The organism is Parazoarcus sp. PS-13 R2A, assembly GCF_057621855.1.
The window spans coordinates 48,687-75,263 of record NZ_JBYEXN010000008.1 but is presented as its reverse complement, the minus strand read 5'-3'; the positions used below and the strand labels follow the sequence as shown (position 1 = coordinate 75,263).

19 protein-coding genes are annotated in these 26,577 nt (G+C 63.2%); 4 read left to right on the top strand and 15 right to left on the bottom strand.

What is annotated here, in order from left to right; genetic code table 11:
• Positions 1–17 precede the first annotated feature (17 nt).
• From AC22G6_RS09445 to AC22G6_RS09430, 4 genes are all read right to left on the bottom strand, one after another.
• Positions 18–1,106 carry a polyamine ABC transporter substrate-binding protein gene (locus AC22G6_RS09445; protein ID WP_487366580.1) on the bottom strand — a complete coding sequence of 363 codons (1,089 nt, stop codon included), beginning with the start codon at positions 1,104–1,106 and terminating at the stop codon, positions 18–20.
• 154 nt (positions 1,107–1,260) lie between these two features.
• The gene (gene dtd, locus AC22G6_RS09440) at positions 1,261–1,728 is read right to left on the bottom strand and encodes a D-aminoacyl-tRNA deacylase (protein WP_487366579.1); all 468 of its coding nucleotides are present in this window, start codon (positions 1,726–1,728) and stop codon (positions 1,261–1,263) included.
• Positions 1,729–1,837: 109 nt separating this feature from the next.
• Positions 1,838–2,971: a hypothetical protein gene (locus tag AC22G6_RS09435; RefSeq protein WP_487366578.1), complete on the bottom strand. Its 1,134-nt coding sequence runs from the start codon at positions 2,969–2,971 to the stop codon at positions 1,838–1,840.
• A gap of 138 nt (positions 2,972–3,109) precedes the next feature.
• A complete protein-coding gene (locus tag AC22G6_RS09430) occupies positions 3,110–4,189 on the bottom strand; it encodes a C45 family autoproteolytic acyltransferase/hydrolase (RefSeq protein WP_487366577.1) in 1,080 nt (359 codons plus the stop codon).
• 379 nt (positions 4,190–4,568) lie between these two features.
• On the opposite strand from AC22G6_RS09430, the gene AC22G6_RS09425 reads away from it, so the two are divergent.
• Positions 4,569–5,705: an ABC transporter substrate-binding protein gene (locus AC22G6_RS09425; RefSeq protein ID WP_487366576.1), complete on the top strand. Its 1,137-nt coding sequence runs from the start codon at positions 4,569–4,571 to the stop codon at positions 5,703–5,705.
• 62 nt (positions 5,706–5,767) lie between these two features.
• Here AC22G6_RS09425 and AC22G6_RS09420 read toward each other — a convergent pair whose 3' ends face one another.
• The gene (locus tag AC22G6_RS09420) at positions 5,768–6,499 is read right to left on the bottom strand and encodes a hypothetical protein (protein ID WP_487366575.1); all 732 of its coding nucleotides are present in this window, start codon (positions 6,497–6,499) and stop codon (positions 5,768–5,770) included.
• A 110-nt stretch (positions 6,500–6,609) separates the two neighbouring features.
• On the bottom strand, positions 6,610–6,999 hold the full coding sequence (locus tag AC22G6_RS09415; protein ID WP_487366574.1) for a DUF488 domain-containing protein: 390 nt from the start codon (positions 6,997–6,999) through the stop codon (positions 6,610–6,612).
• 218 nt (positions 7,000–7,217) lie between these two features.
• Here AC22G6_RS09415 and AC22G6_RS09410 point away from each other — a divergent pair, with 218 nt between their 5' ends.
• Positions 7,218–7,868 (top strand): alpha/beta hydrolase, encoded by a 651-nt coding sequence (locus tag AC22G6_RS09410; protein WP_487366573.1) that lies wholly within the window; start codon positions 7,218–7,220, stop codon positions 7,866–7,868.
• Positions 7,869–7,919: 51 nt separating this feature from the next.
• Here the strand turns inward: AC22G6_RS09410 and AC22G6_RS09405 are convergent, their stop codons facing one another.
• The 5 genes from AC22G6_RS09405 to lysS form a co-directional block, all read right to left on the bottom strand.
• Positions 7,920–8,789, bottom strand: coding sequence for a DMT family transporter (locus AC22G6_RS09405; protein ID WP_487366572.1), 870 nt, complete (start codon positions 8,787–8,789; stop codon positions 7,920–7,922).
• Positions 8,790–9,184: 395 nt separating this feature from the next.
• Complete coding sequence (locus AC22G6_RS09400; protein WP_487366571.1) at positions 9,185–9,505, bottom strand: DUF3175 domain-containing protein; 321 nt, start codon at positions 9,503–9,505, stop codon at positions 9,185–9,187.
• A gap of 198 nt (positions 9,506–9,703) precedes the next feature.
• The gene (locus tag AC22G6_RS09395) at positions 9,704–10,195 is read right to left on the bottom strand and encodes a hypothetical protein (protein ID WP_487366570.1); all 492 of its coding nucleotides are present in this window, start codon (positions 10,193–10,195) and stop codon (positions 9,704–9,706) included.
• 125 nt (positions 10,196–10,320) lie between these two features.
• Positions 10,321–11,883 (bottom strand): SIR2 family protein, encoded by a 1,563-nt coding sequence (locus tag AC22G6_RS09390; RefSeq protein WP_487366569.1) that lies wholly within the window; start codon positions 11,881–11,883, stop codon positions 10,321–10,323.
• A gap of 233 nt (positions 11,884–12,116) precedes the next feature.
• Positions 12,117–13,619, bottom strand: a complete 1,503-nt coding sequence (lysS, locus tag AC22G6_RS09385; protein WP_487366568.1) for a lysine--tRNA ligase — start codon at positions 13,617–13,619, stop codon at positions 12,117–12,119.
• A gap of 159 nt (positions 13,620–13,778) precedes the next feature.
• Between lysS and AC22G6_RS09380 the strand changes: the two genes are divergently transcribed.
• On the top strand, positions 13,779–14,129 hold the full coding sequence (locus AC22G6_RS09380; RefSeq protein ID WP_487366567.1) for a hypothetical protein: 351 nt from the start codon (positions 13,779–13,781) through the stop codon (positions 14,127–14,129).
• A 234-nt stretch (positions 14,130–14,363) separates the two neighbouring features.
• Positions 14,364–14,984 (top strand): glutathione S-transferase family protein, encoded by a 621-nt coding sequence (locus AC22G6_RS09375; protein WP_487366566.1) that lies wholly within the window; start codon positions 14,364–14,366, stop codon positions 14,982–14,984.
• 37 nt (positions 14,985–15,021) lie between these two features.
• Here AC22G6_RS09375 and AC22G6_RS09370 read toward each other — a convergent pair whose 3' ends face one another.
• From AC22G6_RS09370 to AC22G6_RS09355, 4 genes are all read right to left on the bottom strand, one after another.
• The gene (locus AC22G6_RS09370) at positions 15,022–15,993 is read right to left on the bottom strand and encodes a toll/interleukin-1 receptor domain-containing protein (RefSeq protein WP_487366565.1); all 972 of its coding nucleotides are present in this window, start codon (positions 15,991–15,993) and stop codon (positions 15,022–15,024) included.
• Between the two features lie 108 nt (positions 15,994–16,101).
• On the bottom strand, positions 16,102–22,143 hold the full coding sequence (locus AC22G6_RS09365; RefSeq protein WP_487366564.1) for a DUF7379 domain-containing protein: 6,042 nt from the start codon (positions 22,141–22,143) through the stop codon (positions 16,102–16,104).
• 77 nt (positions 22,144–22,220) lie between these two features.
• Entirely contained in the window at positions 22,221–23,012 is a 792-nt protein-coding gene (locus tag AC22G6_RS09360) for a caspase family protein (protein WP_487366563.1), read from the bottom strand.
• A 126-nt stretch (positions 23,013–23,138) separates the two neighbouring features.
• Positions 23,139–26,576: a CHAT domain-containing protein gene (locus tag AC22G6_RS09355; protein ID WP_487366562.1), complete on the bottom strand. Its 3,438-nt coding sequence runs from the start codon at positions 26,574–26,576 to the stop codon at positions 23,139–23,141.
• Position 26,577 lies beyond the last annotated feature (1 nt).

Here is a 26,577-nt window from a genome sequence, read left to right as displayed (position 1 = left end):
CGGGTTCCTGCTCGACTTTACTTTGCGGTCTTGAAGCGGCTCAGCGCGCGCGTCAGATCACGCTGAACGGTTTGCGTCAGCACCGGCTTCGGATGCAGCAGTGCCTTCAGCTCTGCGGGCACGTTGAGCATCGGATTGTCGGTGAGCGCTTTCGACATCAGCGGTTGTGCGGCGGTGTTGGCGCTGAAATAGAAGGTCTCGTTGGAGATCTGCGCGATCACCTTCGGGTCCATCATGGTGTTGATCCATGCGTGGGCATTGCCGACGTTCCTGGCATCGCTCGGTACCGCCATCACGTCGATCGACATCATCGCCCCGGTCTTGGGGATGATGTACTGCACCTTGACGCCGGTATTCGATTCCTTCGCCCGGTCCCCGGCGATCATCGCGTCACCCGAGAACATCATGGCCACGCACACGCTGCCCTTGGCCATGAGGTCGATCGGCGAGGAATTGAAGGTGCGCACGTTCTTGCGCACCGGGCGGATCTGCTCGATGGCGGCATTGATGTCCGCGCTGGCCATCTTCTTGGTGTCCTTGCCAGCGTAGAGCATTGCGGCCGGCACCAGGTCACTGGCTTCGTCCATCATCGAGATGCCGCAGTCCTTGAGCTTTGCGGTCACCTTGGGATCGAACAGCAGGTCCCACGCATTGTCGGGCAGGGTGCCGCCCAGCGCCTGGGTGACCTTGTCGACGTTGATCGCCACGCCGGTGGTGAACCACATGTAGGGGACGAGGTACTGATTGCCCGGATCGGCGGCTTCCAGGGCCTTGAGAATCACCGGGTCAATGTTCGCCAGGTTCGGCAGCTTGCTCTTGTCGAGCGGCTGGAAGATCTTTGCCTGGATCTGCTTGCCCGCGTATTCAACGCTCGGGTACACCACGTCGTAACCGCTGCTGCCGGTGAGGAGCTTGGACTGCAGCGTGGCATTGCTGTCGTAGAGGTCGTAATTGACCTTGATGCCGGTCGCCTTCTCGAAGGCGGGGATGGTGTCCTCGGCGATGTAGTCGTTCCAGTTGTAGATGTTGAGCGACTTGTCTTCGGCTGCAACAGTGGTGGTGACTACGGCGAGGACCGCAGCCAGCATCTTGACGCGCAATTCCATGGCTAGCTCCAAGAAAATTGAATGTTTGTCGCACTGCGAGCAGCGCCCCCTGACGGTAAGCTCTCCGCCGGACGTCGTATTGTGCCTTGCACAACTGGTTATCGGTCAAGTCCGGCGCAGTGTTCGGCGCATTTCTGGCGGGCTGTACCGCATCTCAGGCTGCCTGCCCGGTGCTCGCCGATGGCGGGAAGTGCATCGGGATGGTGACCGGACCGTCGTTGATGAGCTGCACCTTCATGTCTGCGCCGAATTCGCCCGTCTCAACGACCGGGTGCAGCATCTTTGCCTGCGCCACCACGTATGCGTACAGTTCGCGTCCAAGGGCAGGGGGGGCCGCGTTGGTGAAACTGGGGCGATTGCCGCCCTTGAGATCGGCCGCGAGGGTGAACTGGCTGACGATCAGCAGGCCGCCTTCAAGGTCCTGCACCGAGCGGTTCATCTTGCCGGCGTCGTCGGAAAACACCCGCAGCTTGAGTACCTTGGCCAGCAGCTTGTCGGCCTCGGCAGTGGTGTCGCCCTGCTCGGCGCAGACGAGTACCAGAAAACCGTGGCCGATCTCACCTGCCACCTTGCCGTCAATCACGACGCGTGCTTCGGACACGCGCTGGAGCAATGCCATCATGGGTTCTGCTTGTCCTTCTTTCAGTATGTCAGGGGAGGGAATGCAGGGTGCGAGGGCAGGCCGTGCCCGCCGCGCGCGCCCGGAGGATGCCATTCGGTGCGCCGGATGCTCACCTGATCGCGGATCGGGATCGACCTCGGATCACGGATTCAATCCACCTCAGGCTGGTGGATGATACGGACAACAGCGCGGCAAGCGGACGCAGCAGGAGCTGCGCTAGCAGCAGGAGCGGCAGCAGCGCGAGCGTCCACCCAAGGGCCTGTATCAGGGGTACGGGGGCCCCAAGCGCTTCGGCGACCTCGCGGAACAGGGCGTTGAGCACGCTCGGATGACGCAGGACGATATAGCCCAGTGCGAACGGCGCACCGTATTTGGCCACGCGAAGTCCGATTGCGCTGCCGCGCAGCAGCGAAGAGCCCAGTGCCGCGCTGCGTTCGGTCAGACCGCTTGCACGCGCTCCGGCGCCCGCTCTGGCGGTACGCCCCATGCGCAGGACCTTGAGCGCGCTGATCCCGATTGCGAGATCGACGCCCGCCCAGCCCACATCGCCAAGCCCCACGGGTTCGCTGCGTCGATACTTGGATTCGAGCCCGCGTACGCCGCCCGCAAAGAATGAATTGAGTGCTTCCAGTACCCGTTCGGTCTGGACCTGGTGCACATCGCCATCCGCCTTGACGACAAACTGTCCGAGAAAGTCGTGTCCTTCTTCGAGGATGAAACCAACCGCATACCAGCCACGGCGCTCCGGGGTCATGGCGGTAGTGGCGTCGTCACGCGGCGCGCTGGTCTCCGGCACATCGGCCTCGTCTGCCTCACCCCAGAAATTGCGCCATGTCTGCTCCGCCGAAGTGGCCAGATCCTCTGCACGCCTGCGCACCACAACGGATGCGAGTTCGTGCGTGAGGTAGTAGTAGATCGGAGGGATCGCCTGATCGCCATAGTCCTTGAGGGCTTCCTGGAACAGGGGTTCGGCGCCGTAGTGTTCAAGCACCGGCCGCGTCATCTGCGGATAGCGCAGCATCGCCAGCCGCGCCTTGCCGGCAAGAAGCGGATCGCTCGCGTAATCGAGGAACAAGGCCTGCAGTTCGAGCGGCTCAATGCTCAGCGCGTTCGCGTATTCAGGCAGCTGCCTGTTCAGTTGCACGCGCAGGAGCTGGGTCTCGATCGGTGCGGGCTTCCAGACGACTGCCAGCGTTGTCGCCAGGACCGCAGCCAGAAAAACGGAAAAATACAGCCTTCTCATCTTCGACCTTCAATGTCGTGTCCGGGAAAGCATATCAGAGCCCTTCGATGCGTCCCTCGGCACTGGCTGAGAGTACGGCGCGAATCGTGCTGGCCAGACCCTGCTGCGTCGGGTTCCGGTTCGATGATTCGCGCCTGCTCAGATGTCGAACCGAGCGTACCCGTTTTCGATCGGCAGGCCCTGTGCCGCCCAGAACCGGCCGCTTGCTGGCTGCATGATCGCTGCACCGCAGGTCTGCATCTCGAGTGGCGGTGTGGCCCGGACACAGATCGTCGGGTCGCGGGTGAGCGCCATCAGGTCTTCCGGCGTCACCCTGGTGCTGCCAAGCAGATGTTGTGCGCGAGACAGGCGGGCTTCGCCGGACGCTTGCGATGCCGGTGCGCGCGGGCGGCAGCGGCGCAGGGTGTCGGGTGAAAGGCAGTGGTTGCTGTGCACCAGCGCTTCGGCATTGCTGCGTGTGACATGGCAGTGGCCGGGCATCGCTTCGATGTTGATGCCGGTGCCGTGGCGGTCGAACAGCTGAAAATTGTGCGCACCCATCAGCGGGGCGCGGGTAATGCATGCAAGCGCGGCGTCGATGTCGGTCTGCTGCAGCGCTTTCCGCACCACGAAGGGCCAGCTGACGCCGATCTGACCCTCGGCGCCGAGGAGGTTGTTGATGCCGACGGCGATGCCCGCGTCGTTCATGCCGATCATGCCGATGCAGCCCGTCAGGCTGAAGGCCATGAAGGCGGGCGCACCGTCGGGCCGGCCGCGCAGCAACACCACATGGGGGCCGGAGCCGGCGTGCATGTCCCAGGTCTGCCCGAACCAGCCCTTGCCATCGGCGCTGAGGTGGTCGGGGACGATGAAGGCAGTGCAGTCGTCTTCAAGCGCGCGGGTTGCCGTCGCGCTGCCGCCTTGTGCATAGACCAGATCGATGAAATCGGTGAAGCCGTTGGTGACGATCAGCGCTGCGATGCTCAGGCCTGTGGCTTCCGCGAGGCCCGCCAGTTCGTCCATGAGGTCGGGCGCGTAGGCTTTGTGCGCGCCGATGCAGGCTTCGGCCAGTGCCAGCACGGCGTCGGTATCCATCGCGTGTCCGGTCCAGGTTTCGCTGCCGGCCAGTGCCACGCGCTCGGCGGTGTAGCGGCGGATATCGTCGGCGTACGCACGTCCGTGGGCAGAGCCCATCTGGTATGGAGAGCCGGCGAGTTCAAGCACGCGCGGCGCGCTCATGGCCGTGCCACGATGGACTGGCTGGCAGGGGCCGGAATCCTGGTCGTGAGTGTGATCGAACCCATCGTCATCGCTCCTGCGCGGGGTGGGCAGGCGACTGTACCGGCCAACACGCTATCGAGGGTTCCAGTAAGCGTCGGCGCGGGATGTGCCGTCAAGTGCAACGTTGTGCCTGTCCGCCAATGCTCCGTGGCCTGAAGTGCTGTTCGAGGTGCCACCGCGGGCTGGATGCTGTTGATGCGCCGCTCATGAGACACGTACGCCACGACGGTGCATCCATGAGGCGCACAGGACCACATATCGTTGTTTCAGCGGAATGGGATTCGGTCATAATCCGGGCGCGGACGCACGATTCGCCACACCAAGGAGACAAAACATAATGAAGAATCCGTTTCGATCCCTCTGCTGTTCCCTGTTTGCGCTCGCACTCGCCGGCACCATTCCCGCTGCGACGGCGGCCGAAATCGTGATCGGTCAGGTCGCGCCGTTTTCCGGCACCCTCGCGCCCACTGGCAACGATGTGAAACTCGGCATCCAGGCGTATTTCGCGCGGGTCAATGCCGAGGGGGGCGTCAGGGGAAACACGCTGCGGCTTGTCAGCCGGGACGACGGGTACAAGGTTGAAGATACGCTCAAGCAAACCACCGAGCTCATCGAACGTGATGCGCCGGTCGCACTGATCGGTTTTGTCGGTACGGGCAACGTCGATGCCTTGCTGAAGGCCGGAACGCTGGACCGCGCGGGCATGGCGCTGGTTGGCGTGCGTTCGGGCGCATCGGCGCTGCGAACACCGGTCCCGGCCAGGGTCTTTCATACGCGTGCCAGCTACGCGGCCGAAGTGAACACCATCGTGCAGCAGATGGGCATCATGGGGATCAAGCGGGTGGCCGTGTTTCACCAGGACGACCCCTTTGGTGAGGATGGCCTCAAGGCCGCGCAGGCAGCGCTGTCCAAGGCGGGGCTCGAACTTGTCGCGACCGGGGGCTATGAGAAGGGCACGGCAAACGTGGCGGCCGCAGCCGGCAAGATCGCTGCGGCTTCGCCCGACGGCGTGATCATGGTGTCGAACACGGCAGCGAGCGCGGCCTTCGTCAAGGACATGCGCGAACGCGGCAGTTCGGCCATGCTGATTGCGCTCTCGGTGACGGCGGGCCCGCAGGTCGCTGAGCAGATCGGCAACACGCTTGCGCACGGCCTTGGCGTGGTCCAGGTCGTCCCCAAGCCGCAATCGATCTCACTCGCGGTAACGCGTCAGCTTGATGAGGACCTCAAGCGCCTCGACAGCAAGTCTTCGGCAAACCATACCGTGCTCGAAGGCTACGTCATGGCCAAAGTGCTGGTGGAAGGTATCAGACGGGCAGGCGAACCCACGCCCTCGCGCATTCTCGCCGCCCTCAATGGCCTCGGTACCTATGACGCCGGCGGCATGACGATTCGCTACGCGCAGAACGACCATGCCGGCTCGGATTACACCGACATCTCAATCCTGGACCGCAATGGGCGTCTGATTCGCTGAAGCAACGCAGAATCAAAGAGAATCAAAGGGGGCAGAGTCGTTTGATCCCGCTGCTTCCAGGTCTAGGGCTGCAGGCATTCATGGAAGTCCGCTTTTCGTGTTGATTGCGGGCACCATCTGCTCATGTCGACAACGTAGGCGTCGCTTCGGCGACTCCTGGCGAGATAGAGCAGCTGCTCCGCTTCGGCCCTGCTGGATGCGAGCGCCACGCTGCGGTAGGAGCCCTGGCGAAGATAGATGCCAGTGTTTGGAAGCCCCAGCTTTTTGGCGACCGGGCCGGCTTCGTACTGGGCGCCTGCAATGGTCGTGTCGCCGCCATAGACGACCCCCCATTGGCTCGCCGTACCGATGGATGTCTGTGCTTTTTCGACCAGGGTGGCATTGGACGTGATCGTGGCCTGCACGCTGGCTTCGATTTTCTCTGATGTGAGCTTGAGCCTGCTGTTCTCTTCCTGGAGCTCAGTCAGCTTTTCGGTTTCGGCCGGGTCATTGATCATTGCCTGTGCCTTGATCAGGGCTTCAGACAGCTTTTCGTTCTGAATGGTCAGGTCCGTGATGCTCGCGCGCGCATCCTTCAGGGCCTGATCCGCTTCAACGAGGCGGGACTTCCATTTGAACCCGACAACGCTGCCTTCCTCAAAGCCGGCGCCAACCAGGATGTTGTTGAATGTCGTGGGAAAGATGATCAGAAGAACGCCCAGACAAAGCAGCAGCGTGTCACGCAGCAGTGAAACCACGTCTTTCCAAGCGGATAACAGCGAACGCTTGTCCGTACCGGAATCCGTATCGCTCATCTGTCCTCCCTGTGCTGGTTTGGGGCGTCCCGGAAGAACGTGTCACAAGGCGGAAGGAGGCTTCCGCATGAACCGCGGGCGCAGCTCAATCGCTCGATCAGCTGTTGAAATCAGCTGTCAAAACTGGCGCCGCGCTCTTCCAGGAGCGCTTTCAATACGGACCTGTGACAACGTGCTTCATTCTCACAGTAGCAGCCGACAGAGAAATTGCTGCCATGAGACAGGGCCGCAAGAAGATCAAGAACCCGGCTCTTCTCCGGCTCGGCCATTTCAGCGCGGAATTTCCTGACGAAGGCGCTCCAGTCCTTCTCCGACTCGGCCGCCAGGGCCAGCTTGACGAGTTCAGCGCTTGGTGAAAGATTGGGGAGCCAGACGTCATACCAGTTCTGCGTAGCGAATTCGCTCTTGGGCACGCCGCGTGGAGGACGCTTCACCGTGCCGATGCGCGTGCCTTCCCCTTCAGCCCTTGGAGTACCCAACCGAACAACCCGGACGCCCATGATGTGTCTGCCCTCTGGATGAACGCTTCAGCGTAGAAAGGCGAATAAGGCCCTTCGAGTTTGTCAGCAGTGGATCATTTTATTTTACATACCGCGACGCGATCAGTCGCTGGCTCTTGCCTGCCTGACCGAAGCACGGGATTCCGGCATCAGCGCCGCTCGAAACGCCGCTCGCTGTGGGCTGCAAACGCCACCACATGCGCTATGCTGCACCGGCCATGTCACCGCAAACCCCGTCATCCTCACCCGCCACCGTTGTGCTGGTCCACGGCCTGTGGATGCACGGCATCGTGTTCGCACTTCATCGCCGCTGGTTCGAAGAGGCTGGCTACCGGGTCGAGACCTTCTCCTATCCGTCAGTGCGCAGGGGGCTGGCAGACAATGCCAGCGCGCTGGCGAAGCGCGTCGCGGCAATCGAGGGCGCGCCGATTCACCTTGTGGGGCACAGCCAGGGCGGTCTGGTGATTCTGGCGATGCTCGCACAGGTGCGAGATGCGCGAATCGGACGGGTGGTGCTGCTGGGCTCGCCGGTAGCCGGCTCCCACTGCGCACGCGTGCTGCGGAAGATTGGCGGGCTGAGATGGATCACCGGACGGGTGCTTGGGGAGTGGATGGCTGCGCCGGGCGTAATCCCTGCAAGCATCGAGGCAGGCATGATCGCTGGGACACGCAGTTTCGGTGCGGGAATGCTCTTTCCCGGTCTCGGGCGACCCAACGACGGCGTGGTGAGCGTCGCCGAAACCCGCATCGAAGGTCTGCGCGATCACATCGAGCTGCGCCTGGGGCACTCCGCGATGCTTGTCAGCCGCGCATGCCATCGGGCGGTGAGGACGTTTCTCGAAACAGGTCGTTTCTCTAGGCTGGGCTGAAGCGCTGACAAGGACCCGGGGCGTCTCGCCCCGTTGGTCGTTTTTGCGCCCTCACTGAATGCCGGCCAGCAGCACGACGCCTGCGACCATGCACGCCGTACCGATGCCACGCGATAGCGAAAATGACTCGCGCAGCAGCTTGGCGCCAAACAGCACGCCGAGCAGCATGGAGAGTTCGCGGACTGGCGCCACGTAACTCAGCGGTGCGATTGTCAGTGCGAACAGAACCAGGATGTATGCCAGAGGCGACAGTACCCCGACCGCAACGATGTAGCGGCCATTCGCAGACCATTGAGTGCGGAGCGCGTCAGGGTTACGGAGCGCTTGCGGCGCAAGGATGACGGTGCGCAAGGCGAGAACCAGAACGTAGTAGAGCACGGGCGCAATACCGAGCGCCTTGATTGCCCAACCGTCAATGACGGTGTAGCTGGCAATGAACAGTCCGGTGATGGCGCCCCACAGGAGGCCCGCCCGAGCCCTCGGTGAGGGGATGAGAAGCGCTTGCGCCGCACCGGAAATCAGGAAGATGCCCGTCAGAATCGCGAGGATACCCAGCCAGCCGCGCAGACTGGGCGCTTCACCCAGTACGATGATCGCACCGAGAACAGCAAACAGAGGCCCCGTTCCACGTGCCAATGGGTAAACGATCGAAAAGTCGCTTTCACGATAGCCCTTCTGAAGTACAAGCGAATACCCGCCATGCACGATCCCGCTGGCAATGATGGCAAGCCATGCCTGAACGCCGAGTTGTTGCGAATGTTCTGACCACGCGACCCATCCGAACGGGAAGGACACAATCAGGCTGACGACTCCAAACAGCCAAACGAAGTGCAGGCCGCCTGAGGCCTTTTTTGCGCACAGGTTCCAGAGTGCGTGCAGTAATGCGCCGGTAACGACGAGGATAAAAGCGGTTGTATTCATGGCAGATGCGATAACGCGGGTTGCTGCGCGTCAGCGGTTCGCGCCGACGCCATCGGTTGAGTCAGCTGAAAGCAGCAGAAGCACAGGGTTGTCAGGCGATGGGGCACACATACAGATGGACGATGGCAGAGCCGTCGCCAGCAGCGCCTTTCCTGATTTCAATATTCGGTTGTTTGCGTGCGCGTTCGCCCAGCTTCTGGCATCCCTGGTTTCGGAGGGCAAACCAGGGATGTGTCACCTGCGTATTGGAGCGGCATGGGGCATATCGTAGCCCAAGTGTCATGGGTGGTGCGCATCAGCGGGTTCAGTCAGTGAGGGCGGTCAATGGGGGTGGTCAAAGGGGGCAGAGTCGAACGGGCATTTCAATCGACTCGGACCTCTTTGATCACGTTTGATCATTCTCCGCGGCGCGGTCGGCCGAACAGCACGCGGAGTTCGTCTTTTGCCGATTCGAGTCGAGCGCGCTGCGTGTCGGAGAGCTGGTTTCCGGCGCGGTTGATGTAGAAGCAAAGCATCGACATCGCTGCCCGAAACGGTGTGGACTTGAGGCGCTGGCTTGCTTCCGCCGACCGCTTGAGTGATTGAGCGATCTCGACCGGATCCTCCAGAGTGAAAACGCCTGACTCGAGATCAAGGGCGTTGCTGTCCTGCGTGATCTGCTGGGACCATTTCGCCTTTGCGGGGCGGGCTGCGGTCGGAGGCTTTACGCGAGGCATGACGGGAGTTCCGGAAACAATGAGTCAGACCGCATTGATCTCACGGAATGATATTGTGGGCGCGGTTCCGAGCAGTCCTTCATATCGTGTTGGTAGGTCATGATCTCGCAGCCTGCGCGTTTGAGCGAAATCAGTCGAGGCTGTTCCCAATTTGTCGCAAGGGCGAAAGAAGCCTCCTCCCTTTGATATGACGGAGACTCACGCTGCGTTTGTGAATGAGGCAACTGCGGCGACAGGAATAAATGAGAGCAGGAGCAGCCACTTTACGGACGCTGCCACCCCCGCTGCGATAAACAGCACTTCCGGTTGGCTGCCCGGATCTGCCGACACGACCTTCTGATGCAAGACGTTCTCTGCGGCGTCAAAGACTGCCGCAACCGGGAACAGGCACGGAAGAACTGCGCTGAGTGCGCCTGGTGTCGAAATGTAGCTGGTGAGCCACGCCCCCAGCGAAAAGCCAAAGATCGCGTAGGTGAGCAGAAAGACATAGTCGAGCGCGAAGTGCGCCTTGAACCGCGTAACGCCGTCCGTTCCCCAGCGCTGCAGCACGTTGCGGAAGCTCGCTTCACTGAACGTCAGTTGCAGGGAGATGATGTTGGGCTTCCGTTTTCCCAGACACCGTTGCATTTTTACGAAGACAACAGCGCCAGCCGCGAGGGACAGAATGGCAATTACGAGTGCGGAGTTCATTTAATCGCGCTGTCGGATTTGTCTGATGATTGTTTAGTCATCGAGGGGCAGACCTTGGGTGGATGATTGATCCTACCTCATCGGGAATCAAACGACTCTGATCTTCTTGATCTTGTTCGATTTGGCTATAGCCACGAATTGACGTAGTAGTCATACAAGCATGCGGCTTTGCGAAAATACGTTGAGTAGTTTGAGTTAGCAGCTTCTAGCTTCTCGATGTTGTCGGCAAGAAAAGCACGAACAACGTCGGAGTCAAATTTCTCGAGTGGAACAAACGGCAGAAATATAGCGGCCTTCTCAGGCGGGTTAGTCTCGATTAGTTCTTCGACAGATTTTTCGCGTTCGCTAGCGACGTATTGTCGAGCATATGTCGATGTACTGAATTCCTTGGGGGATTTTTCTATATGTCGATCAAGTGCGTAACCTCTTTTTATATACTCTTCGTACGAGTTAATGCCTAGCTGTTTCAAGTACCTGTAAACTGGAAGATATTTACAGGACTTGGATAGAGCAGGAATTGTATGTTCTACAATGCGAGAAGCGTCGAGTTGGCGCTCGTTATCTTCCAGTAGGTCTCGAAATAGATCAATAGCCCTAAGGCCTTGATAGCCAATATCGGACGTTCCGCCAGACGTGGCATCGGTTGCGACGCCAACACCGACAACGAATTCCAGATCATTTGTCTTCTCGATGTTGTCGATATCCACCACACTTAGTTTCGTTTCCGGATCTGTGGATTTCACAAGTTCATAGAGTTGCTCTTTGCAGAAACGGAGAATCCTCGCTGGAATCTTCCTTTTTGTTGCATCGATTGCCTCATACACAGGAAGGAAGTCGTCAGTACGAACGATGGTTATCGGTAGTTGTGCTCCGTCAATGCTAAGGAGGGTGTTGCTCACTCCTGGATCAAGTTTGTGTGCTCGCTGAACAAATATGAGATTATTTCTCAATTTCGTCAGATTGTCGCCTCCGAGGCATGAAACGATCGCCTTTAAGAGTGATGAAATGTTGCGATCGGCTAGCGAGTAACCGATAAATACTATTGGGTGTTCGACAAACAACGTAATTAACTTTGCTGCAAGGTATGGATTCTTGCTGTCGAATAGTTCGTAGTCCTCCCGCGTTAGCACCAGCGATGCCGGTTTAAGCGAAGATCCGTGGATCTTGTAGATCTCACCAATAGACTGTGGATTAGAAAAAAGTAACTCACTTTGCCCAACGTAGATACGGTAGTCGGGGAAAAGTTTATCTAAAAAGATATCCCAATTAGTTGTAATGATCCCGTCAACGTTAAGTTTTGATAGCGCGGCAACTTCGTTTGGAAAGGCCGTTTCTTTGTATCCGTGTGTAGTGGCTGCGTTCAGATGGTTACAGATCTCGATGCGAAGAGCCGACGTCTTATCTTTCACTTTTGATTTATTTTTCTCACGGCTCAATTCAAATTTTGGATCGGACCACCAATGATGATGGAAGTCCGCGGCTATCAGTGATGCAACGGACGGTAGGTCACCGCCTGCGGTGGCGAAATAGTACTCGTATGGACTGAGGTTCTCCGTAAAGCGGCGAAGCAATGATCCCCAATCCTCTATATCAAGATACCGTCTGGAAAATCCGGAACCAATAAACAGAAAAGGTGCTGCGCCAGCTGCCTCAAAAAGCGATACAAGTTTGATTGTGATGTTATCCATTGGATTTCCAGAGCTCAGATTCACGTTATGCTCTCACTCGGTAATATCAAGGGGGCAGGGTCGAAAAGTGAAGGACTGATGAACTAGCGGATTGGCATGTTCGGGAGCATACAAACCCATTCCAAGTATGTCCATGGAAACTCTCTGCGGCTGTGCCGAACAACAAAAAACCCGCATAGCCAGAGGCTACGCGGGTTTTTATGGGGCGCTGTTCGCCGGATGAAGCGGGGTGCTTACTCCGCGCGCATCTGCGGGAACAGGATTACGTCGCGGATTGCCGGGCTGTCGGTGAGGAGCATGACCAGGCGGTCGATGCCGATGCCACAGCCGCCTGTGGGGGGCAGGCCGAATTCCAGGGCGCGGATGTAGTCGGCGTCGTAGTACATGGCTTCTTCGTCGCCGGCGTCCTTGGCACTGGCTTGCGCGCGGAAGCGGGCGGCCTGGTCTTCGGGGTCGTTGAGCTCGGAGAAGCCGTTGGCGATTTCGCGGCCGACGATGAAGAGCTCGAAGCGCTCGGTGATTTCCGGGTCGGCATCCGAGGCGCGTGCCAGCGGGCTGACTTCGACCGGGTAGTCGATGATGTAGGTGGGTTCCCACAGTTCGGCTTCGGCACAGGCTTCGAACAGTTGCAGTTGCAGGCTGCCGATGCCGCCGGCTTTCACCGGCTCGCCGAAGTCCTTGATCTTCTGCTTGACCCAGTCGGCGTCGGCGAGCTGCTCGACGGTGAAGCCGGGGTGGTACTTGCGGATGGCTTCGACGATGGTCAGGCGGTGGAAGGGCTTGGACAGGTCGAGTTCGCGGCCCTGATAGGTGAAGGTCTCGGTGCCGAGTGCTTCGCGCGCGGCGTGACGGATGAGGCCTTCTGTGAAGTCCATCAGCGTGCGGTAGTTCGCGTACGCCTCGTAGAACTCCATCATGGTGAATTCGGGGTTGTGACGCGGCGAGAGGCCTTCGTTGCGGAAGTTGCGGTTAACCTCGAACACCTTCTCGAAACCACCGACCACCAAGCGCTTGAGGTAGAGCTCGGGCGCAATGCGCAGGAAGAGTTCCATGTCCAGCGCGTTGTGGTGGGTGACGAAGGGCTTGGCCGATGCGCCGCCGGGAATGGGGTGCATCATCGGTGTTTCGACTTCGAGGAAGTTGTGGCCGGTCATGTAGTTGCGGATCGACTGCACCAGGCGGCTGCGCGCCACGAAGGTGAAGCGCGACTCTTCGCTCATGATCAGGTCGACATAGCGCTGACGGTACTTGGTTTCCTGGTCGGTCAGGCCATGGAACTTGTCTGGCAGCGGGCGCAGGCTCTTGGTGAGCAGGCGGATTTCGCTGGCCTTGACCGTGAGCTCGCCGGTCTTGGTCTTGAACAGGGTGCCGACGCAGCCGACGATGTCGCCGATGTCCCAGTGCTTGAACTCGGCATAGACGTCTTCGCCCACGCTGTCGCGCTGGACGTAGAGCTGGATGCGACCGGACAGATCCTGAATGGTGATGAAGCTTGCCTTGCCCATGACGCGCTTGAGCATGACGCGGCCGGCAACCTTGACCTCGACCGGCGTGGCTTCGAGCACTTCCGGTTCTTTTTCGGAGTAGAGCTCGTCAAGCTTGCCCGCGGTGTTTTCACGCGAGAAGTCGTTGGGGAAGGCGCGGCCAGTCTGACGCCATTGCGCGAGTTTCTCGCGGCGTTCGGCGATGAGATGGTTTTCGTCCTGGGCGTTGAGTGGTGCGTTCTGGTCGGACATGAGTCATCGGCAATGTAATCAAGTGCGCAATTGTCGCAGGCACGCCAGTCGGTAGCAAATCGGCGTTGCAGAAAAACGTGGCGGATGTGGATGAAGAGGCGGGAGATGGCGCATTTTTTGCTCGGAAAAGCGGCCAGTCACCGGAACAGGGAGCCCAGGATGTTGCCGGATCAGATCGTCGAATGGGCTGCGGCCCACCTCTCGGACCCGTCGGACATCGACTGCACGACCACCGTGATGCTCAAGATTCTCGATGGCAAGTGCAGGATGGGACCGGGTGACAAGGACACGATCCCGCTGCTCTACGACAGCACGCGCCATCGCGCCGGCAGGCTGTTGGGCGAGGACATGCATGCCCTGATCGCACGCGCACGCGGTGGCGAGCGCGAGGCGCTGGTGGCGGAGATCTACGAACACCGCGTGCTGGCCGAAACCGCCATCTCGCGGCCGGTGATGAAAGCCTACAAGGCGATGTTGCGCGATGCGGGCGTGCTGCGCGGGGCTTCGTAGCGGAGATCGGTGGCGAAGCCAGCGGCGAAGAATTACCCCGGCGAAGGTCGCTTGTGCGACACGGCGCCCAGTGCTTGTCGCATAGCGCGCACAAGCGCACGCAGGCCTTCGCACGATAATCCGGCCATCCGCGGGCTGCGGGCGCCTGCGGGGGGCGCTCGTGCCTGAGGTGCGCAAGGCACGTGTCTTGCGTCGAGGGCAACGGCCATCCGCGCCCCGACACAGGAAGATCCGATGAAGTTCTACATGACCCCGGGTTCGTGCACCACCGGCATCCACATCCTGCTCGAAGAGCTTGAGCTCGTTTTCGAGGTTCATCTGGTCAACCTGCTTGCGGGGGGCCAGGACACTGCGGCCTACCGTGCGCTCAACCCCAAGGGCACGATCCCGACGCTGGTGCGCGACGATGGCACTGCGCTGACGGATTTCGTCGCCATCGCCTGGTGGCTTGCCCGCAACTGGCCGAAGCGGGGGCTGCTGCCGGATGACGCCGAAGGGCAGGCGCGGGTGCTCGAAGTGATGAACCATGCGGTGGGTACGGTGCATGGGCAGGGCTTTGCCCGCATTTTTACCACCGGAAAGTTTGCCCCCAGCCCGACAGACCATGCAGCGGTGCAAGCGCAGGGGCGCGATATCGTGGAGCAGGGCTTCGCGGTGATGAACGACGTGCTGGACGGTCGTGATTACGCCGTCGGCGACTGCCTGACGATTGCCGATGCGGCCCTGTTCTACGTCGAGTTCTGGGCCACCCGCAGCGACATCGCGCTGCCTCCGAACTGTCTGGCGCACTACACCCGCATGCTCACGCGTCGGGCCGTGCGTCAGGTGCTGGCGGAAGAGGGCTATCGGGTCTAGCAAAGCTGGCAGTGTGCCGGCTGATCTGCGCCTGCACTCAACGCATCCTGATCAGCACACCGAAATCGCGCTGACCGCTTGCGGGGTCGCGAACGGCGATCTCCATGCGTGTTCCGTCGGGAGAGACGACGAAGCTGCTCTGCAGTGGATGGCCATTCAGGGTGTAGGCGCCTTCGCCGCGCGAGCCCTGCAGGACGGCCGAGCCTGCTACGTAACCATCGGGGCTCATGCCCTGGATGATGAGCTGATTGCCTTGCTGCGAGATCTCGTAGCGGCCGCCCTCGTTGTCGTGCCAGAGGCCGGTCAGAAGCGGCACGCCGGCGGGAAGATCGGGGACCGCAGTCACCCTGTCGGGGTCGTGCCCGCTCTGGGTTACATCCGTCGACGGGTCGAGGTTATCGATGTCTGTGGGGAGGGGCTCTTCGATTGCGTAGCCGATGATGGCCAGCACGACAACGGCCGCGACGATCCAGTATCTGTGTCGGGTCTCTCTGACCTCGGCTGGTGGCTTTGGCGCTGGAGCGGGTTCCGGGACAGGGTCTGGAATCGCGAGCACGCTGCGCAGGGTGTTCACCAGCTGCGAGACGTCGTACTCCCGGCGTTTGTCCGAGAGTTCGATGGCGTTGCGCCGCACGAGGCTCTGGAGATCCGCGGGCAGTGCGTCGCCGCTCGGGACGCTGGCGCCGTCCACAAGCACCGGAATCACGCGCACACCCTCGCGCTTGAGCGCGGTGGCGATCTCCAGACGGGTGTAGTCGTTGGGGTCTTCGAGCCGACGCTGCCCTTTGTCGTCGGTGATCGATGCCCAGCGCGGGCCGATGACGGCAATCAGCACGCCGCACGACTGCAGCGCACGGCCGATGGCGTCGAGGAAGTCCACGCCCGGTTCGATCGTCTCCACATCGCGAAAGATCGGCACCCCGGCGAGGTGCTCCTTCAGGTGATCGCTGAGGCGACCGGCTGCGCTCTGGCTGTCCTGACGGCGGTAACTGACGAAAATGCCTTGCATCCTGGCCTCTCCCATGGTCGCGGATCACTGCAGGGTACGTCGTGCGTCATCATTCAAGCATAGTCTGCTTCGGCAGTGGGTACGAACAGGGGCGGCCCGCATGCGGGTTCAGGGCGCTTCGGCCAGTCGCTCCGCGAGTGTCGTCAGCACTTTCACACGCGTTGCATCGCCGGAGAGGTTGCGGCGGGCGAGAAACTCCGCCAGCAGGCAGATCTGCCCCCGCACCGAGGCAAGCTCGCGCGGCGAGTGGGCAACCTGTACCAGCGCGGCACGATAGGCCTCGAACAGTTCGCTTGCGTCGTGCTGACGATCCCTTCTGCCGCCGGCCTGCCGCACGCCCAGCAGCCACGCGGCCAGGGTGGCATCTGCACTCGCCACCGCGTCGAAGAACCGGTAGCTGAGCTCGAAGTTGCCGCGTGCTGCAAGCTGGCAGGTTTCGATGAGCGGCGTAGGGTCGTCGCGCCTGCTCGAAGGCCGGGTCACGAGTGCGTCGAGTTGCAGGCGATTGATGCAGGCATAGGGGTTCCAGGGCGAAGGTCCGGGCTGGCCTTCGCCGGCCTGATAGGCGTCGCGCGCAGCCTGCAGCACTGTCGAAATCTCGTCCCACGCCGCGCCACCGCGCAACATGACGATTGCCTGGCGCTTGTAGGCGCTGCCGGTAATCGCCATGCGCTCCATGTTCGGGGCGGCGGCGTTGGCGGCCCCCGGCACGTCGCTTCCCGCGCCGGTGCAGGCTGCGAAGGCGGCCAGCGCCTGGGCGCGGCGCACTGCGCTGTCGGCGAGTGCCCTGGCCGCCTTCAGATCCTGCTCCGGCCCGGGATTGCACAGACGCTCCGCTTCGCGACTCTCGAGGTTGATCAGCTGCTCGATGGCCGAGAAGGGGACCTTCATGTCCGACGAGTCGGCGCGAACAGCGTTCAGGTAGGCCGCATGGGCGCCCGCAAAGCTGTCCTTGAGCGGGTAGTCGGCGAGCAGGCGGCCGAGGGCCTGCTGAACGTCGGCGCGGCGCTTCCAGCCTTCGGGAAGGGCCGCGAAGCGGGCGTCGATCCGGTGTTGCAGGTCGCTGAAGCGCACGCTGTTTGCGGTCTGGATGTGTGCGTCGAGGTGGCGTTGCTCCAGCCAGTCGAGGAGTTCCTCGGGGGCGGTGAGCGGGTAGTTGTCAGTGGGTTCGCGGTGAACATGACGAAGCCGGAAGTCGGGGTCGCCGTATGCCTGGTAGGCGCCCCAGGTATTGCAGTCACCGTATTCCGCGAACGTGTCCTTGCGCGCGCGATGGACGGCATCGCCAAAACTCGCACCGTGTTCGAGCATCTGCTCGAAGAAGCGGGTGGCGAACAGCTTTGCGGCGTCGTCGCGCACTTCCCATCCGGCCGCGACGATGCAGCGCACGCCCATGCTGATCAGCTCCTGCGACAGCCCCGCGGCCAGACGTCCGCCGCCCGAGCCGCCCTTGGCAAGATGGCAGCAGTTGATGAAGACCAGTTCGGGCACGGTTTCCATCAGATCGATTTCGCGTGCCGACAGCAGCAGACCGTCCGACAGCACCACGCCGCTGCGGTAGCTGCCGTCGCGTGCGCGCTTGCCGAAGATGCCGTGGGCGTTGATCACCACGATGCGCCAGCTGCCGGAGAACAGGCGGGTGAACACATCGCTGGCGCGACAGTCGGGTGGCGCGTGGGTCACCGTGTAGTTCGCGCGTTCGAGCGCGGCAATGATGGCGTCGCCTTCTTCGGCCGCGCCCGGCAGGCTGGGCAGGCGGTCGGGCTCGGGTTTGCCGTCGGCGCCGATGCGGGGCTTCCAGTCGGGGCCGCCGAACTGTGCGTGATAGCCCTCGGTGCTGGGATTCGAGATCACGCAGGCATTCAGGCCGTCCGGGCGGATGACTTCACGGCGGAACTCGCTGGTGACGAACTGGCGCACCATGCGGGTCTTGAGCACCATCGGTGCGCCATCGGTTTCGAGCAGCTCCCACGGCAGGTTTGCGGTCATGCGGTCGACCACCAGCATCAGGCGGTCGGTCTTGCGTGCGGCAGACTTGAACTCGAGCGGCACGAGCAGCTGGAACAGGGTGTTGCCAAAGCCGCCGCCCGGCGTGTACTGCGTGCTGGCGTAGCTGCCGAGGGTTTCATCGATCAGGGTTTCGACCGCGCCCGGCTGGCGCACTGGCGACACCGATTCCGCGCGTGCCTTCTCGCCCATGTAGGTGAAGCGCAGCTTGCGCGCCGGGCGGGTGTCGGGCGGCAGGTCGAAGCCGGTGAGCGGTGGCGTGTCGGGCTGGTCTCCGCCGCAGCCATACACCTTGAGAATGCGGGTGAGGATATGGGGCGGGATCGGGTTGGAGATGCGTGGCACAAAACAGTCTTCGGGGCACTCGGTGTCGTCGCGGTCGGCATCGGTCACCTGCAGTCTCGGCCAGTACGAGCCGCTGCTGCCGATATACAGGCGCTGGCGCATGCCCATGCCGAAGTGCAGCTCGCTTGCGGCCTCAAGCTGGGTGTCGACCTGTTGCAGCTCGCGCTCCAGCGTGTGTTCCAGCTTTCTGACCGCGTGAGCGGCCGAAATCGCGGTGTCGAGATAGAGCTCGATCAGCTCCAGGCGGGTGACGCGCACTTCGCGCTCGCCGCGTGCGGCACGACTGCGGTTGAAGTCGCGGTTGGCGAACAGCACGCCCAGCACCACGGCTTTCACCGACTCTGCAATCTCCAGCTGCGCCGCGGAGTTCGAGCCGATCAGCACACTGGCAAGCGGCAGGGCGAGCGGGGCGGTGGCCGAGACCTGTTCCGGCTGCAGCGCGCATTCCTCCCCGTAACGGTCGCCTGCGTGCAGCAGGTAGCGCAGCACACCGGCGCGGACTGCTTCGGTGACACCGGCGGCGCCGAGCTTGCCCATCGGGCCGAGACCGACCACGACCGCACCACGGCCGGTCTGGCGTTTGCGTTCCTCGATGGTGCGCGGCATCAGCACGATGGTGGCGCCACCGAGCTCGCCAGAGTGGATGCCGAGCTGTTTGCGGTGCGTCAGCGCACCGTTGACCAGGCAGCTGTCGATCGCCCATTCGGCGCCGGCGATGGGGTCGTCGCGGTAGTGACCGCACAGCACCGGGACATGGACGAAACGCAGATCGCGTGCAGCGACGCGGACCTTGAGCGTGGCCTTCGGCACAGGGGCTTCGCCGACTTCCGGGTGACTGCCGAGGATGTTGAGTATCGCCTCGTCTTCGCCCGGCCATCCCGGCGGCGGTCCGGCCCGGCGTGTGCGCACCGCAGCGGACGTGGCTTCTTCTCCGCGGGTCTGTGGCAGGCGCTTCAGGGCGGGTTGCCGGCCCTCAAGCAGGGCGTCGATATCGCTGAAGTACTTTGGCGTGTTCGCGAGGCCGGTATGGTCGACCGGCATCAGCCAGCAGTTGTCCGCGGGAATCGCGCTCAGCTTACCCGAGCGCCAGGTCACCGAGCCGTCGCCGAACGGCGTCTCGGCGATCAGCAGGTTGAGCGTGGAGCCATCGGGCCGGCGCTGTTCCATCAGCCCGCAGGGGGTGGCGTCCGCCTTGCCATAGACGTAGTGCAGGCGCTCCGGTTTGTGCCGCATCCACGCCCCGTCGGCGAGACCTTTCCAGATGTTGCGGGTGGCGTCGAGCGCGGCGGCGCTGGGGCGGCCGCACAGGCGCTTGCCGAACCAGAAGTCGTTGTTGAAGGTGGCGAGGCGTTCCCACTCGTCGGCACGGTAGAACGGCTCGCCGGCGTAACCGCCCGTGTCCACGAAGTCCGGCGCGGGGAGCAGGTTGATCGCGCCCTGGAAGGCGCCGATGATCTTCAGCACTTCGGGCATGGCGTGGCGGGTGTCGAGCCGCGCCAGCATGCGGATGGTGTCCGACAGGCCGAACAGGGTCTGCACCATCAGGTGGGCGCCGTGGTTCGGCGTGCCCATCATCACCAGGCGGCCGCCGTCGCGGGCGACGATGCGCTCCCACAGGCCGGGGTCGTGCGCGAAAGCGGCGCGCACCACCAGGCCGCCCATGCTGTGCGCGAGAATGCGCACCGGCTGGTCTGGATGACGCGCCAGGATATCGCTCAGGTTGGCGGCAAAGCGGGGGCCGAGTGTGCTCAGTGGCTGGCGCCAGTCGTAGGTGAAGGTCTCGACATAGTGCCGGTCGTGCAGGTGATTCTTGAGCTTGCCGTAGGCCAGGCGCACCACATCGTCGGGCTCGACCTTCTCGCCGCTGTCGATCGCAATGCGCGCGAGCCCGCCGAAACCCATCGAAAGGAAATTGAGCCACACGCTGTCGCCATTGGCGGTGAGTTCGCTGCCCATGATGCCAGGCAGATAGACCACCACCGGGCGCGAGTTCGGCGCCACCTTTTCGCGCTCGCCGCGCAGCGGGGCCGGCGCGGGGGCGATTTCGAGCAGGGGTTTCCAGTGCGGCAGCGCGTCCTGCGTGCCGGCCTGCAGCCATTCGCGCAAGGCCTGCGGCAGCGGTTGGCCTTCGTTCAGCGTGGCGTCGCGGAAATAGCTGAAATGGCTCACCTCCGCGCCACGCACGAAGATCGCGCGTGCCTTGGCGGCAAGGGCCACGCCGCCGTACATCGACGCGGTATCCACCACCAGGTCGTTGCGTGCCTGATCGAAGAACATCCAGTCGGTAAACATCACGCCGATGCGCTTGAGCAGGTTGCCGCCCTCGATGTCGCCGGCGATGACCGCCATGCGCACACCGGGCGCGCTGGCGGCGCTGCCGAGCAGCATGCCCATCGGGGCTTCCGGCAACATCGCTTCGATGCCGGGCACGAGCTGGGGCTGGACACGGTTCTGGGCTACCTCGGTGACCACGCGGGCAAGACATTTGAGCGCCTTGTCCGATGCGCGACGGGCAGCTTCGCCAGCAGCCGGGGTGGCGAGCGCACCGGCTGCAGCGCCGATGGCCACGCTGCCGAGCTTGCGCACCAGTGCCAGCAGACCGGAGAGGAAGACATCCAGATTGTCGGAGAGCAGCGCGGTGCCGCGCGCGGGTGAGGCAACGCGCACGTAGCGCTCGATCACCGGCCGTTTTTGCTGCAGCAGGCTCACCAGCCTGCGCAGCCTGGCCTGTTCGTCGGCGACGAAGGCGAGTCGGGCGTCGCGCAGCGCAGGGTTTGCTTCTTCGGCTTCGAGCTCCTCGGTGCGCGGCATGCGCTGATAGCTCCGGATCAGGCGCTCCAGGTTTGCGTCGGCGCCGTCGGGCGGGGGTGGGGCAAGGCACAGCAGATCGCCCACGAGGCCGCCGCGCGAATGCGTGACCAGGTTGAGTCGCGCACCGTGCGGGAGCACTTCAAGCAGGGCGATCGCGTTGTCGATCGGGCTTTCGGAGAATGTGCGGTGCTCGTAGCCGTAGACCTGGTCGCCAAAGCTGCGGGTCAGGGCCTTCCATTCGCGGCTGCACACCAGATCGCCAAAGCCCCCGAGGGTGTGAGACGCAGTGCCGTGGATGAAGACGAGCGCGGGGGCGCCGCCTGCGGCAAGTGGGGCAAGTCTCGCGTCGTCTGCGGTGCAGCGGTCGGTGGGCTGCAGGGCCGCGCCGGTGCGCCAGTGGTAGAGACCGGGTTCGCCGGCAAGCTGGCTTTCGATTGCCCACATCAGGGCCTTGGTGCCTGCCAGCGTGGCCACTTCCATGGCTGCGTTGCCGGCCTTGTCGCCCAGCCATTCGCGCGCCTTTTCCTGCGCAAGGTCGATGATGCCGTCGGGCTTCAGCCGCAGCGCAATGACGCGGCGCCAGATCCAGTCGCCGAGGCCGCGCGTGGTCGCATCGCGGTCGCGAAAGCGGGCGAAGTCGATGCTGCCGTCGGGCAGTAGCGCATCGGGCTGGACCTGTGCGATGCGTTCGGCCAGCGCGTCGGTGCGCATGAAGATGGTGGTGCCATCCGCGGCCTCGAGCGCCAGCAGGGTGGTGTCCTCGCTGACCTCGGCCTGCTGCGATGCATCCGCGCTGCGCCGCACCGGCGCCAGATCCCAGCTGCCCAGCACTTCGATGTTGTCCACCAGTGGCGTGGGCGCACGGTCGCCCCGGCTGGCGGGGCGGGTGAGCGCAGCGGGCAGTGGCAGGTTCGCACTGCCAGGGGCGTCGGAACGGGAAGCGGCAACGGGGAAGCGAATCCGTGCGGTCGTGATCGGGTCAGCCATCGTTCATCCTTGGGGCCGGACAGCGCATGCCGGCGAAGTCTGTTGCGTCGGGAGGCGTCGCTTGATCGCGAACCCTTTCACTCGAAGACTTTCCAGCCGCGCGCGGTCGTGGAGCCGAAGATCTGCGGATTCTGTGGCAACTGGTTGGTGGGCAGCCAGGTGGGGGTGATCTTTCTGAACCAGCTTGCGTAGCTGCTGCCTGGGGGCAGGTTGGCGAGCGCCTTCAGCGCGTAGTAGGTGAAGGCGCCGTTGGGGCGGCCGTTGAAGCGCGTGTCCCAGCTGTACTGCGTATCGAGACAGCCTGCCATCAACAGGTCGCCGCCACTGCGTGCGATGCCACCCAGAATCTTGGGTGGCATCCGGCTCGGCAGCTTGTCGCTGCTCATCCAGACTTGCGGCGGGAGAAAGCGGGCACGCGGCATGCCGGGATCGAGGTCCGAATTGTCACCGCGCGTCACCGAGCCCGAATGGCAACTGTCGGCGATGATCACAATCCGCACACCCGGCGCACGCTTGCCGAGGAGTACGTGAAGCTCGTCGTCGAGCAACACCTCGCCTTGCTCAATGTCCCACGGGCACAGCCCTTCGTCACGACCATCGGGTTCTTCACCGCTTTCATCGGGAACCCAGGTGCCATGACCCGAGTAGGTGATCACGACGCTGTCGTTGCGGGAGGCGTTGCCGATGATGTCGCCGATGGCCGCAACCATGCCAGACTTGCTGGCGTCGGCATCGAGCAGCCTCCTCGTGCTGAACCCGCGTGCAGTCAGTGCGCTAGACCAGTCGTGGGCGTCGTTGACGCAGCCGGACAGGTCGTTTTGCGTACCTGGGTAGTCGTTGATGCCGATGCAAAGCGCGTTCTTGGACATGGCAGCCTCCAGTAGGTGTGGGAACGGCGTGCGACAGGTGGGGTTGTCCCGGGATGCATGTTGTATTTGTTCTTGCTGTTTTCATTCAAGCATCCCGCACCGGCGAATTCCAGTCCGGAGAACGCGTCAGCTGGCCGAATTGCGTTGTCCGGAGGGTCTGGGCGGTGCCAGGCGGAAATCCGGCTCACCCCAGACCTGAAACGCCGCCCAGGCCGATTGCAGCGGAAAGTGCTCGCAGCTTGCGATGCGGGCAGAGAGACTCGCCGATTCCAGCGTTGCGCCCCTGCCGATGTCCGCGAAGAAACGTTGTGACCAGTATGCTGAAGCGGTGTCGTCGACGGTCCAGCCCGGGCTCAGCACGCAGCCAACGCCCATTGCGAGGAGTTCTGCTGTCATCGACGTGCTTGCCTTGCCATGCAGATCCATACCCTCGGCCTGTCCGGTCTGACCGTCCATGTGACGGTCATTGAGGAAAACGAGCTGTGGTGGTTCGTTCATTCTTCCGATCTCAGCCGCGGTCAGGAAGATGCCATCACTGAGGATGAAGCCACTTGTGCGATGTTCCGCGGCCTGACTCTTCGGGGCGCGTTTCATCGGGCGTTTGGTGGGGCGCTTCATGCGCTCGTCGTCGAGCGCGTACTCATGTACCGAACGCCCCAGAATTACCAGAATCCGGAACTCACGCGCATAGAGCCGTTTCATGATCTCGTCGGCATTTTCATGCTCACTCACCATCACCGTATAGCCGGCGGCCCTCAGTGTCTCGGAGATTGCGTCGAGTTCGCTGCGGACGCCTGGCAAGGGGGGCAGGCCTTCGGGCATGTTGGGCAGGGTCTGGGTGCTGACCGGGTCGCCGATCAACAGCGCATGGGCGCTCGTGCTCCCGGGGCGCCTGGGTGGCCGCAGGCCGTCGAGCGAGCGCGTGACGGCGACGGGCAGTTGCCGCTTGCCGTCGTGCGGGCCCAGGATCGCCTCCCACGGCAGGGCGGCGGCAGCGCGATCCAGCGTCAGGTGCACGCTGTCCCCCGCTTGAGGAGGATCACGATCTTGCGGCAGAAGCAGTTGGGCCAGGGCCAGGGCGAGTTCGTCGAACGAACCGGTGGCCGATGGCAGTTGCGCCAGCAGCGAGTCGAGCAATGCAGGCTCGTAGCGGACCTGCCATTCCGTCCGGGCGCGGACTGTGGTGTCGATGTACTGCAGGGTGCCCGGGCCGGGCTGGCGCACGGTGAGGCGGCCATTCGACGGCGAACCGGCGCCGGAGTCGGGGGCGTCTTCGGCGGTGCGCTGTGCGTCGCGTCTGCTGCGGTCGCTGGCTACGGCCTCGACGATGTTGCGTGCGGTGGTGGCGATCAGTTGCTCGAACTGCTCATCGGGCAAGCCGTCGAGATACACGACCCGGCCGGTCGCGTCGGTGTTGGCGGCCTTGCGCTCGATGAGTTCGGGCGGGCCATCTACCGCCTCCACGAACACCGGAATCAGGAGCTTGCCCAGCCGCAGCGCGCGGGCAATCTCTTCCATCGGGAACGGGCGTTCCTGCGTGGCGCGACCGGCCACCGAGACGACGGCATCGGCCTCGTCCAGCATTCGGGTCAGGGTTTCCTGCCAGGCGTCGCCCGACTTCAGGTTCATGTCCCAGTCCACGGTGGCGCCGAGTTCGAGCAGGGCGTGTTCGAGCGGGCGGGCGAAGCGGCCGTAGGCATTGACGTAGGAGATGAAGATGCGGGGCGGCGGGCCGCTGCGCTCGGGTTTCGCGACCTCACGGAGCCTTGGCGGGCGCAGATTCGGCAGCGCGGCGTAGATCGGGCTGATGCGCGCCCGTCCGGAGAGCTGGTGCTTGATGGCGGTGAGCAGGTTCTTGTGCAGATCATCCCCCGCGCGTGCATCGAATTCGCCCGGGTAGCGCACGACCGGGAGCTTTGACAGCACGAGCGGAAGCGCGGTGTGTGACGCCGCCATGACGATGGTGGCCGCGGGGTGCAGGCCGAGGCGCATCCCGAGCTGGAGCATTACGTCGGGCTGCGGGTTGCTGATGTCGATGATCGCCAGCGTTGCGTCCACCAGCCGGCCGGGCAGCGCATCCGTTGCGTCCGAGCTGCTCATGGCGTCGGGCCGGTAGACCTGCAGGCCGGCTTCCGAGGCGCATGCTTCGGCAATCGCGGTGGCCGCGTCCAGCACTGCGCCGCGGCCGTTCCCGCCTTCCACGTCGGGTGTGCGATTGCGCAGGATCAGGCAGATGCCGCTGTCCGGTGCTGCCATGTCGGCATCTAAGGGGTCGTCGGTTGTGCGCATCCGGGGTGGGTGCAGACGGCTGTCGAGATAGAACGGGCTTCGCGCCAGTGGCCCCGTTTCGCCCCCGATCAGGGCGCGCAGCATGGCGGCGAACTTTGCCTCGGCATCCGTATCGCCCGGCGCGATGGGTGCGTAGGGCGTGCGCATGCCGGGTGCTGCGTCGAGCGCGGTGTCGGGGCTGCCGTCCTCGGCGATCAGCATCGTGCCCGACGGACGCAGGGCAAGGCTCACCCCGAGCAGGAAGCAGACACCCGGGTCGGAGGTGGACAGGTCTGCCAGCACCAGGTTGGCGTCAAGCAACAGGGTGTAGAGCGCTTCGCCATCGGTGGCGAGGCTGTCGTCCGCGCGGAGGGCGTCCATGCCAGCTTTCTCGAGGGCAGCACGGATCAGCGCGAAGTGGCGGTCGGCGTCGAAGCGCTCGCGTGTTTCAAGCTCGGTGCGGGCACCGCTGCCGATCAGCACCACACAGGTGGGGCGGTCTGCCCTGGTCTCGCTGCGGGCGGCGCCGGCGCTGTCCTCCGGCATGCGTCCGGCAGGCGTGACGCCCGCCTCGGCGAGCAGTTTGCCGGGCGGACGCAGCACGACCTTGCCGACGCGGATTTCGTCATTGCCAAGGGCGCCGAGGATGCGCGCTCCCGCGGTGTCGTCGCCTCGTGCGAGCGCGTCCATGCCGCGCGCGTAGGCAAGCAGCGTCTGTTCGCGGGCCAGCGGCATTTCGATTGCCGCGGCCAGCCCGCCGAGTTGCACGCGTGCCGCGACGGGATCGCTGGCGGTCTGTCTGAGTGCGTCGGCAAATGCATGCGCGGCGCCGTCAGGGCTGATGAAGGCGAGTGCGACCCAGCGCTGTATGGCGAGAAACTCGGCCAGCTGGGGGTCGATTGCGCCGCCCGAGTGTTTTTCGACCGCGTCGACGTAACGCCACAGCAGTTCGGCGACACGCAGCGGACGCGGGCGCACATCCCCCCGGTAACGCGAACGCAACAGCGCCATGCAGTGCCAGCGCACTTGCGGGTCGATGCGGTAATAGCCCGCGCCCAGCGAGGTCGTGATCGGGGCAAACAGGACGTCCGCCTCGAGGCTGCGGTCGGTGCCCTGTGCGGGCAGGAAATTCACCCGGATCAGGTCGAGCAGGTCGGCGCGCAGCGTCTCGGGGATCGATGCGTGCATCAACAACAGCAGCGCCTCTTCGCCGTAATCGCTGGCGTACTGTTCGAGCGCCGCATAGGCTTCGCGGACTTCGAGGGGGCGCTGACCGATATGGGCGGGATAGGGCATG

Bases quoted from the DNA above. Each gene is read 5' to 3' on its own strand.
- AC22G6_RS09400 (WP_487366571.1), bottom strand. From the start codon at position 9,505: ATGCCTCGCGTAAAGCCTCCGACCGCAGCCCGCCCCGCAAAGGCGAAA.
- AC22G6_RS09365 (WP_487366564.1), bottom strand. From the start codon at position 22,143: ATGGCTGACCCGATCACGACCGCACGGATTCGCTTCCCCGTTGCCGCT.
- AC22G6_RS09370 (WP_487366565.1), bottom strand. From the start codon at position 15,993: ATGCAAGGCATTTTCGTCAGTTACCGCCGTCAGGACAGCCAGAGCGCA.
- AC22G6_RS09380 (WP_487366567.1), top strand. From the start codon at position 13,779: ATGTTGCCGGATCAGATCGTCGAATGGGCTGCGGCCCACCTCTCGGAC.
- AC22G6_RS09435 (WP_487366578.1), bottom strand. From the start codon at position 2,971: ATGAGAAGGCTGTATTTTTCCGTTTTTCTGGCTGCGGTCCTGGCGACA.
- AC22G6_RS09355 (WP_487366562.1), bottom strand. From the start codon at position 26,576: ATGCCCTATCCCGCCCATATCGGTCAGCGCCCCCTCGAAGTCCGCGAA.
- AC22G6_RS09430 (WP_487366577.1), bottom strand. From the start codon at position 4,189: ATGAGCGCGCCGCGCGTGCTTGAACTCGCCGGCTCTCCATACCAGATG.
- AC22G6_RS09425 (WP_487366576.1), top strand. From the start codon at position 4,569: ATGAAGAATCCGTTTCGATCCCTCTGCTGTTCCCTGTTTGCGCTCGCA.
- AC22G6_RS09415 (WP_487366574.1), bottom strand. From the start codon at position 6,999: ATGGGCGTCCGGGTTGTTCGGTTGGGTACTCCAAGGGCTGAAGGGGAA.
- AC22G6_RS09395 (WP_487366570.1), bottom strand. From the start codon at position 10,195: ATGAACTCCGCACTCGTAATTGCCATTCTGTCCCTCGCGGCTGGCGCT.
- AC22G6_RS09420 (WP_487366575.1), bottom strand. From the start codon at position 6,499: ATGAGCGATACGGATTCCGGTACGGACAAGCGTTCGCTGTTATCCGCT.
- AC22G6_RS09360 (WP_487366563.1), bottom strand. From the start codon at position 23,012: ATGTCCAAGAACGCGCTTTGCATCGGCATCAACGACTACCCAGGTACG.
- lysS (WP_487366568.1), bottom strand. From the start codon at position 13,619: ATGTCCGACCAGAACGCACCACTCAACGCCCAGGACGAAAACCATCTC.
- AC22G6_RS09390 (WP_487366569.1), bottom strand. From the start codon at position 11,883: ATGGATAACATCACAATCAAACTTGTATCGCTTTTTGAGGCAGCTGGC.
- dtd (WP_487366579.1), bottom strand. From the start codon at position 1,728: ATGATGGCATTGCTCCAGCGCGTGTCCGAAGCACGCGTCGTGATTGAC.
- AC22G6_RS09405 (WP_487366572.1), bottom strand. From the start codon at position 8,789: ATGAATACAACCGCTTTTATCCTCGTCGTTACCGGCGCATTACTGCAC.
- AC22G6_RS09410 (WP_487366573.1), top strand. From the start codon at position 7,218: ATGTCACCGCAAACCCCGTCATCCTCACCCGCCACCGTTGTGCTGGTC.
- AC22G6_RS09375 (WP_487366566.1), top strand. From the start codon at position 14,364: ATGAAGTTCTACATGACCCCGGGTTCGTGCACCACCGGCATCCACATC.
- AC22G6_RS09445 (WP_487366580.1), bottom strand. From the start codon at position 1,106: ATGGAATTGCGCGTCAAGATGCTGGCTGCGGTCCTCGCCGTAGTCACC.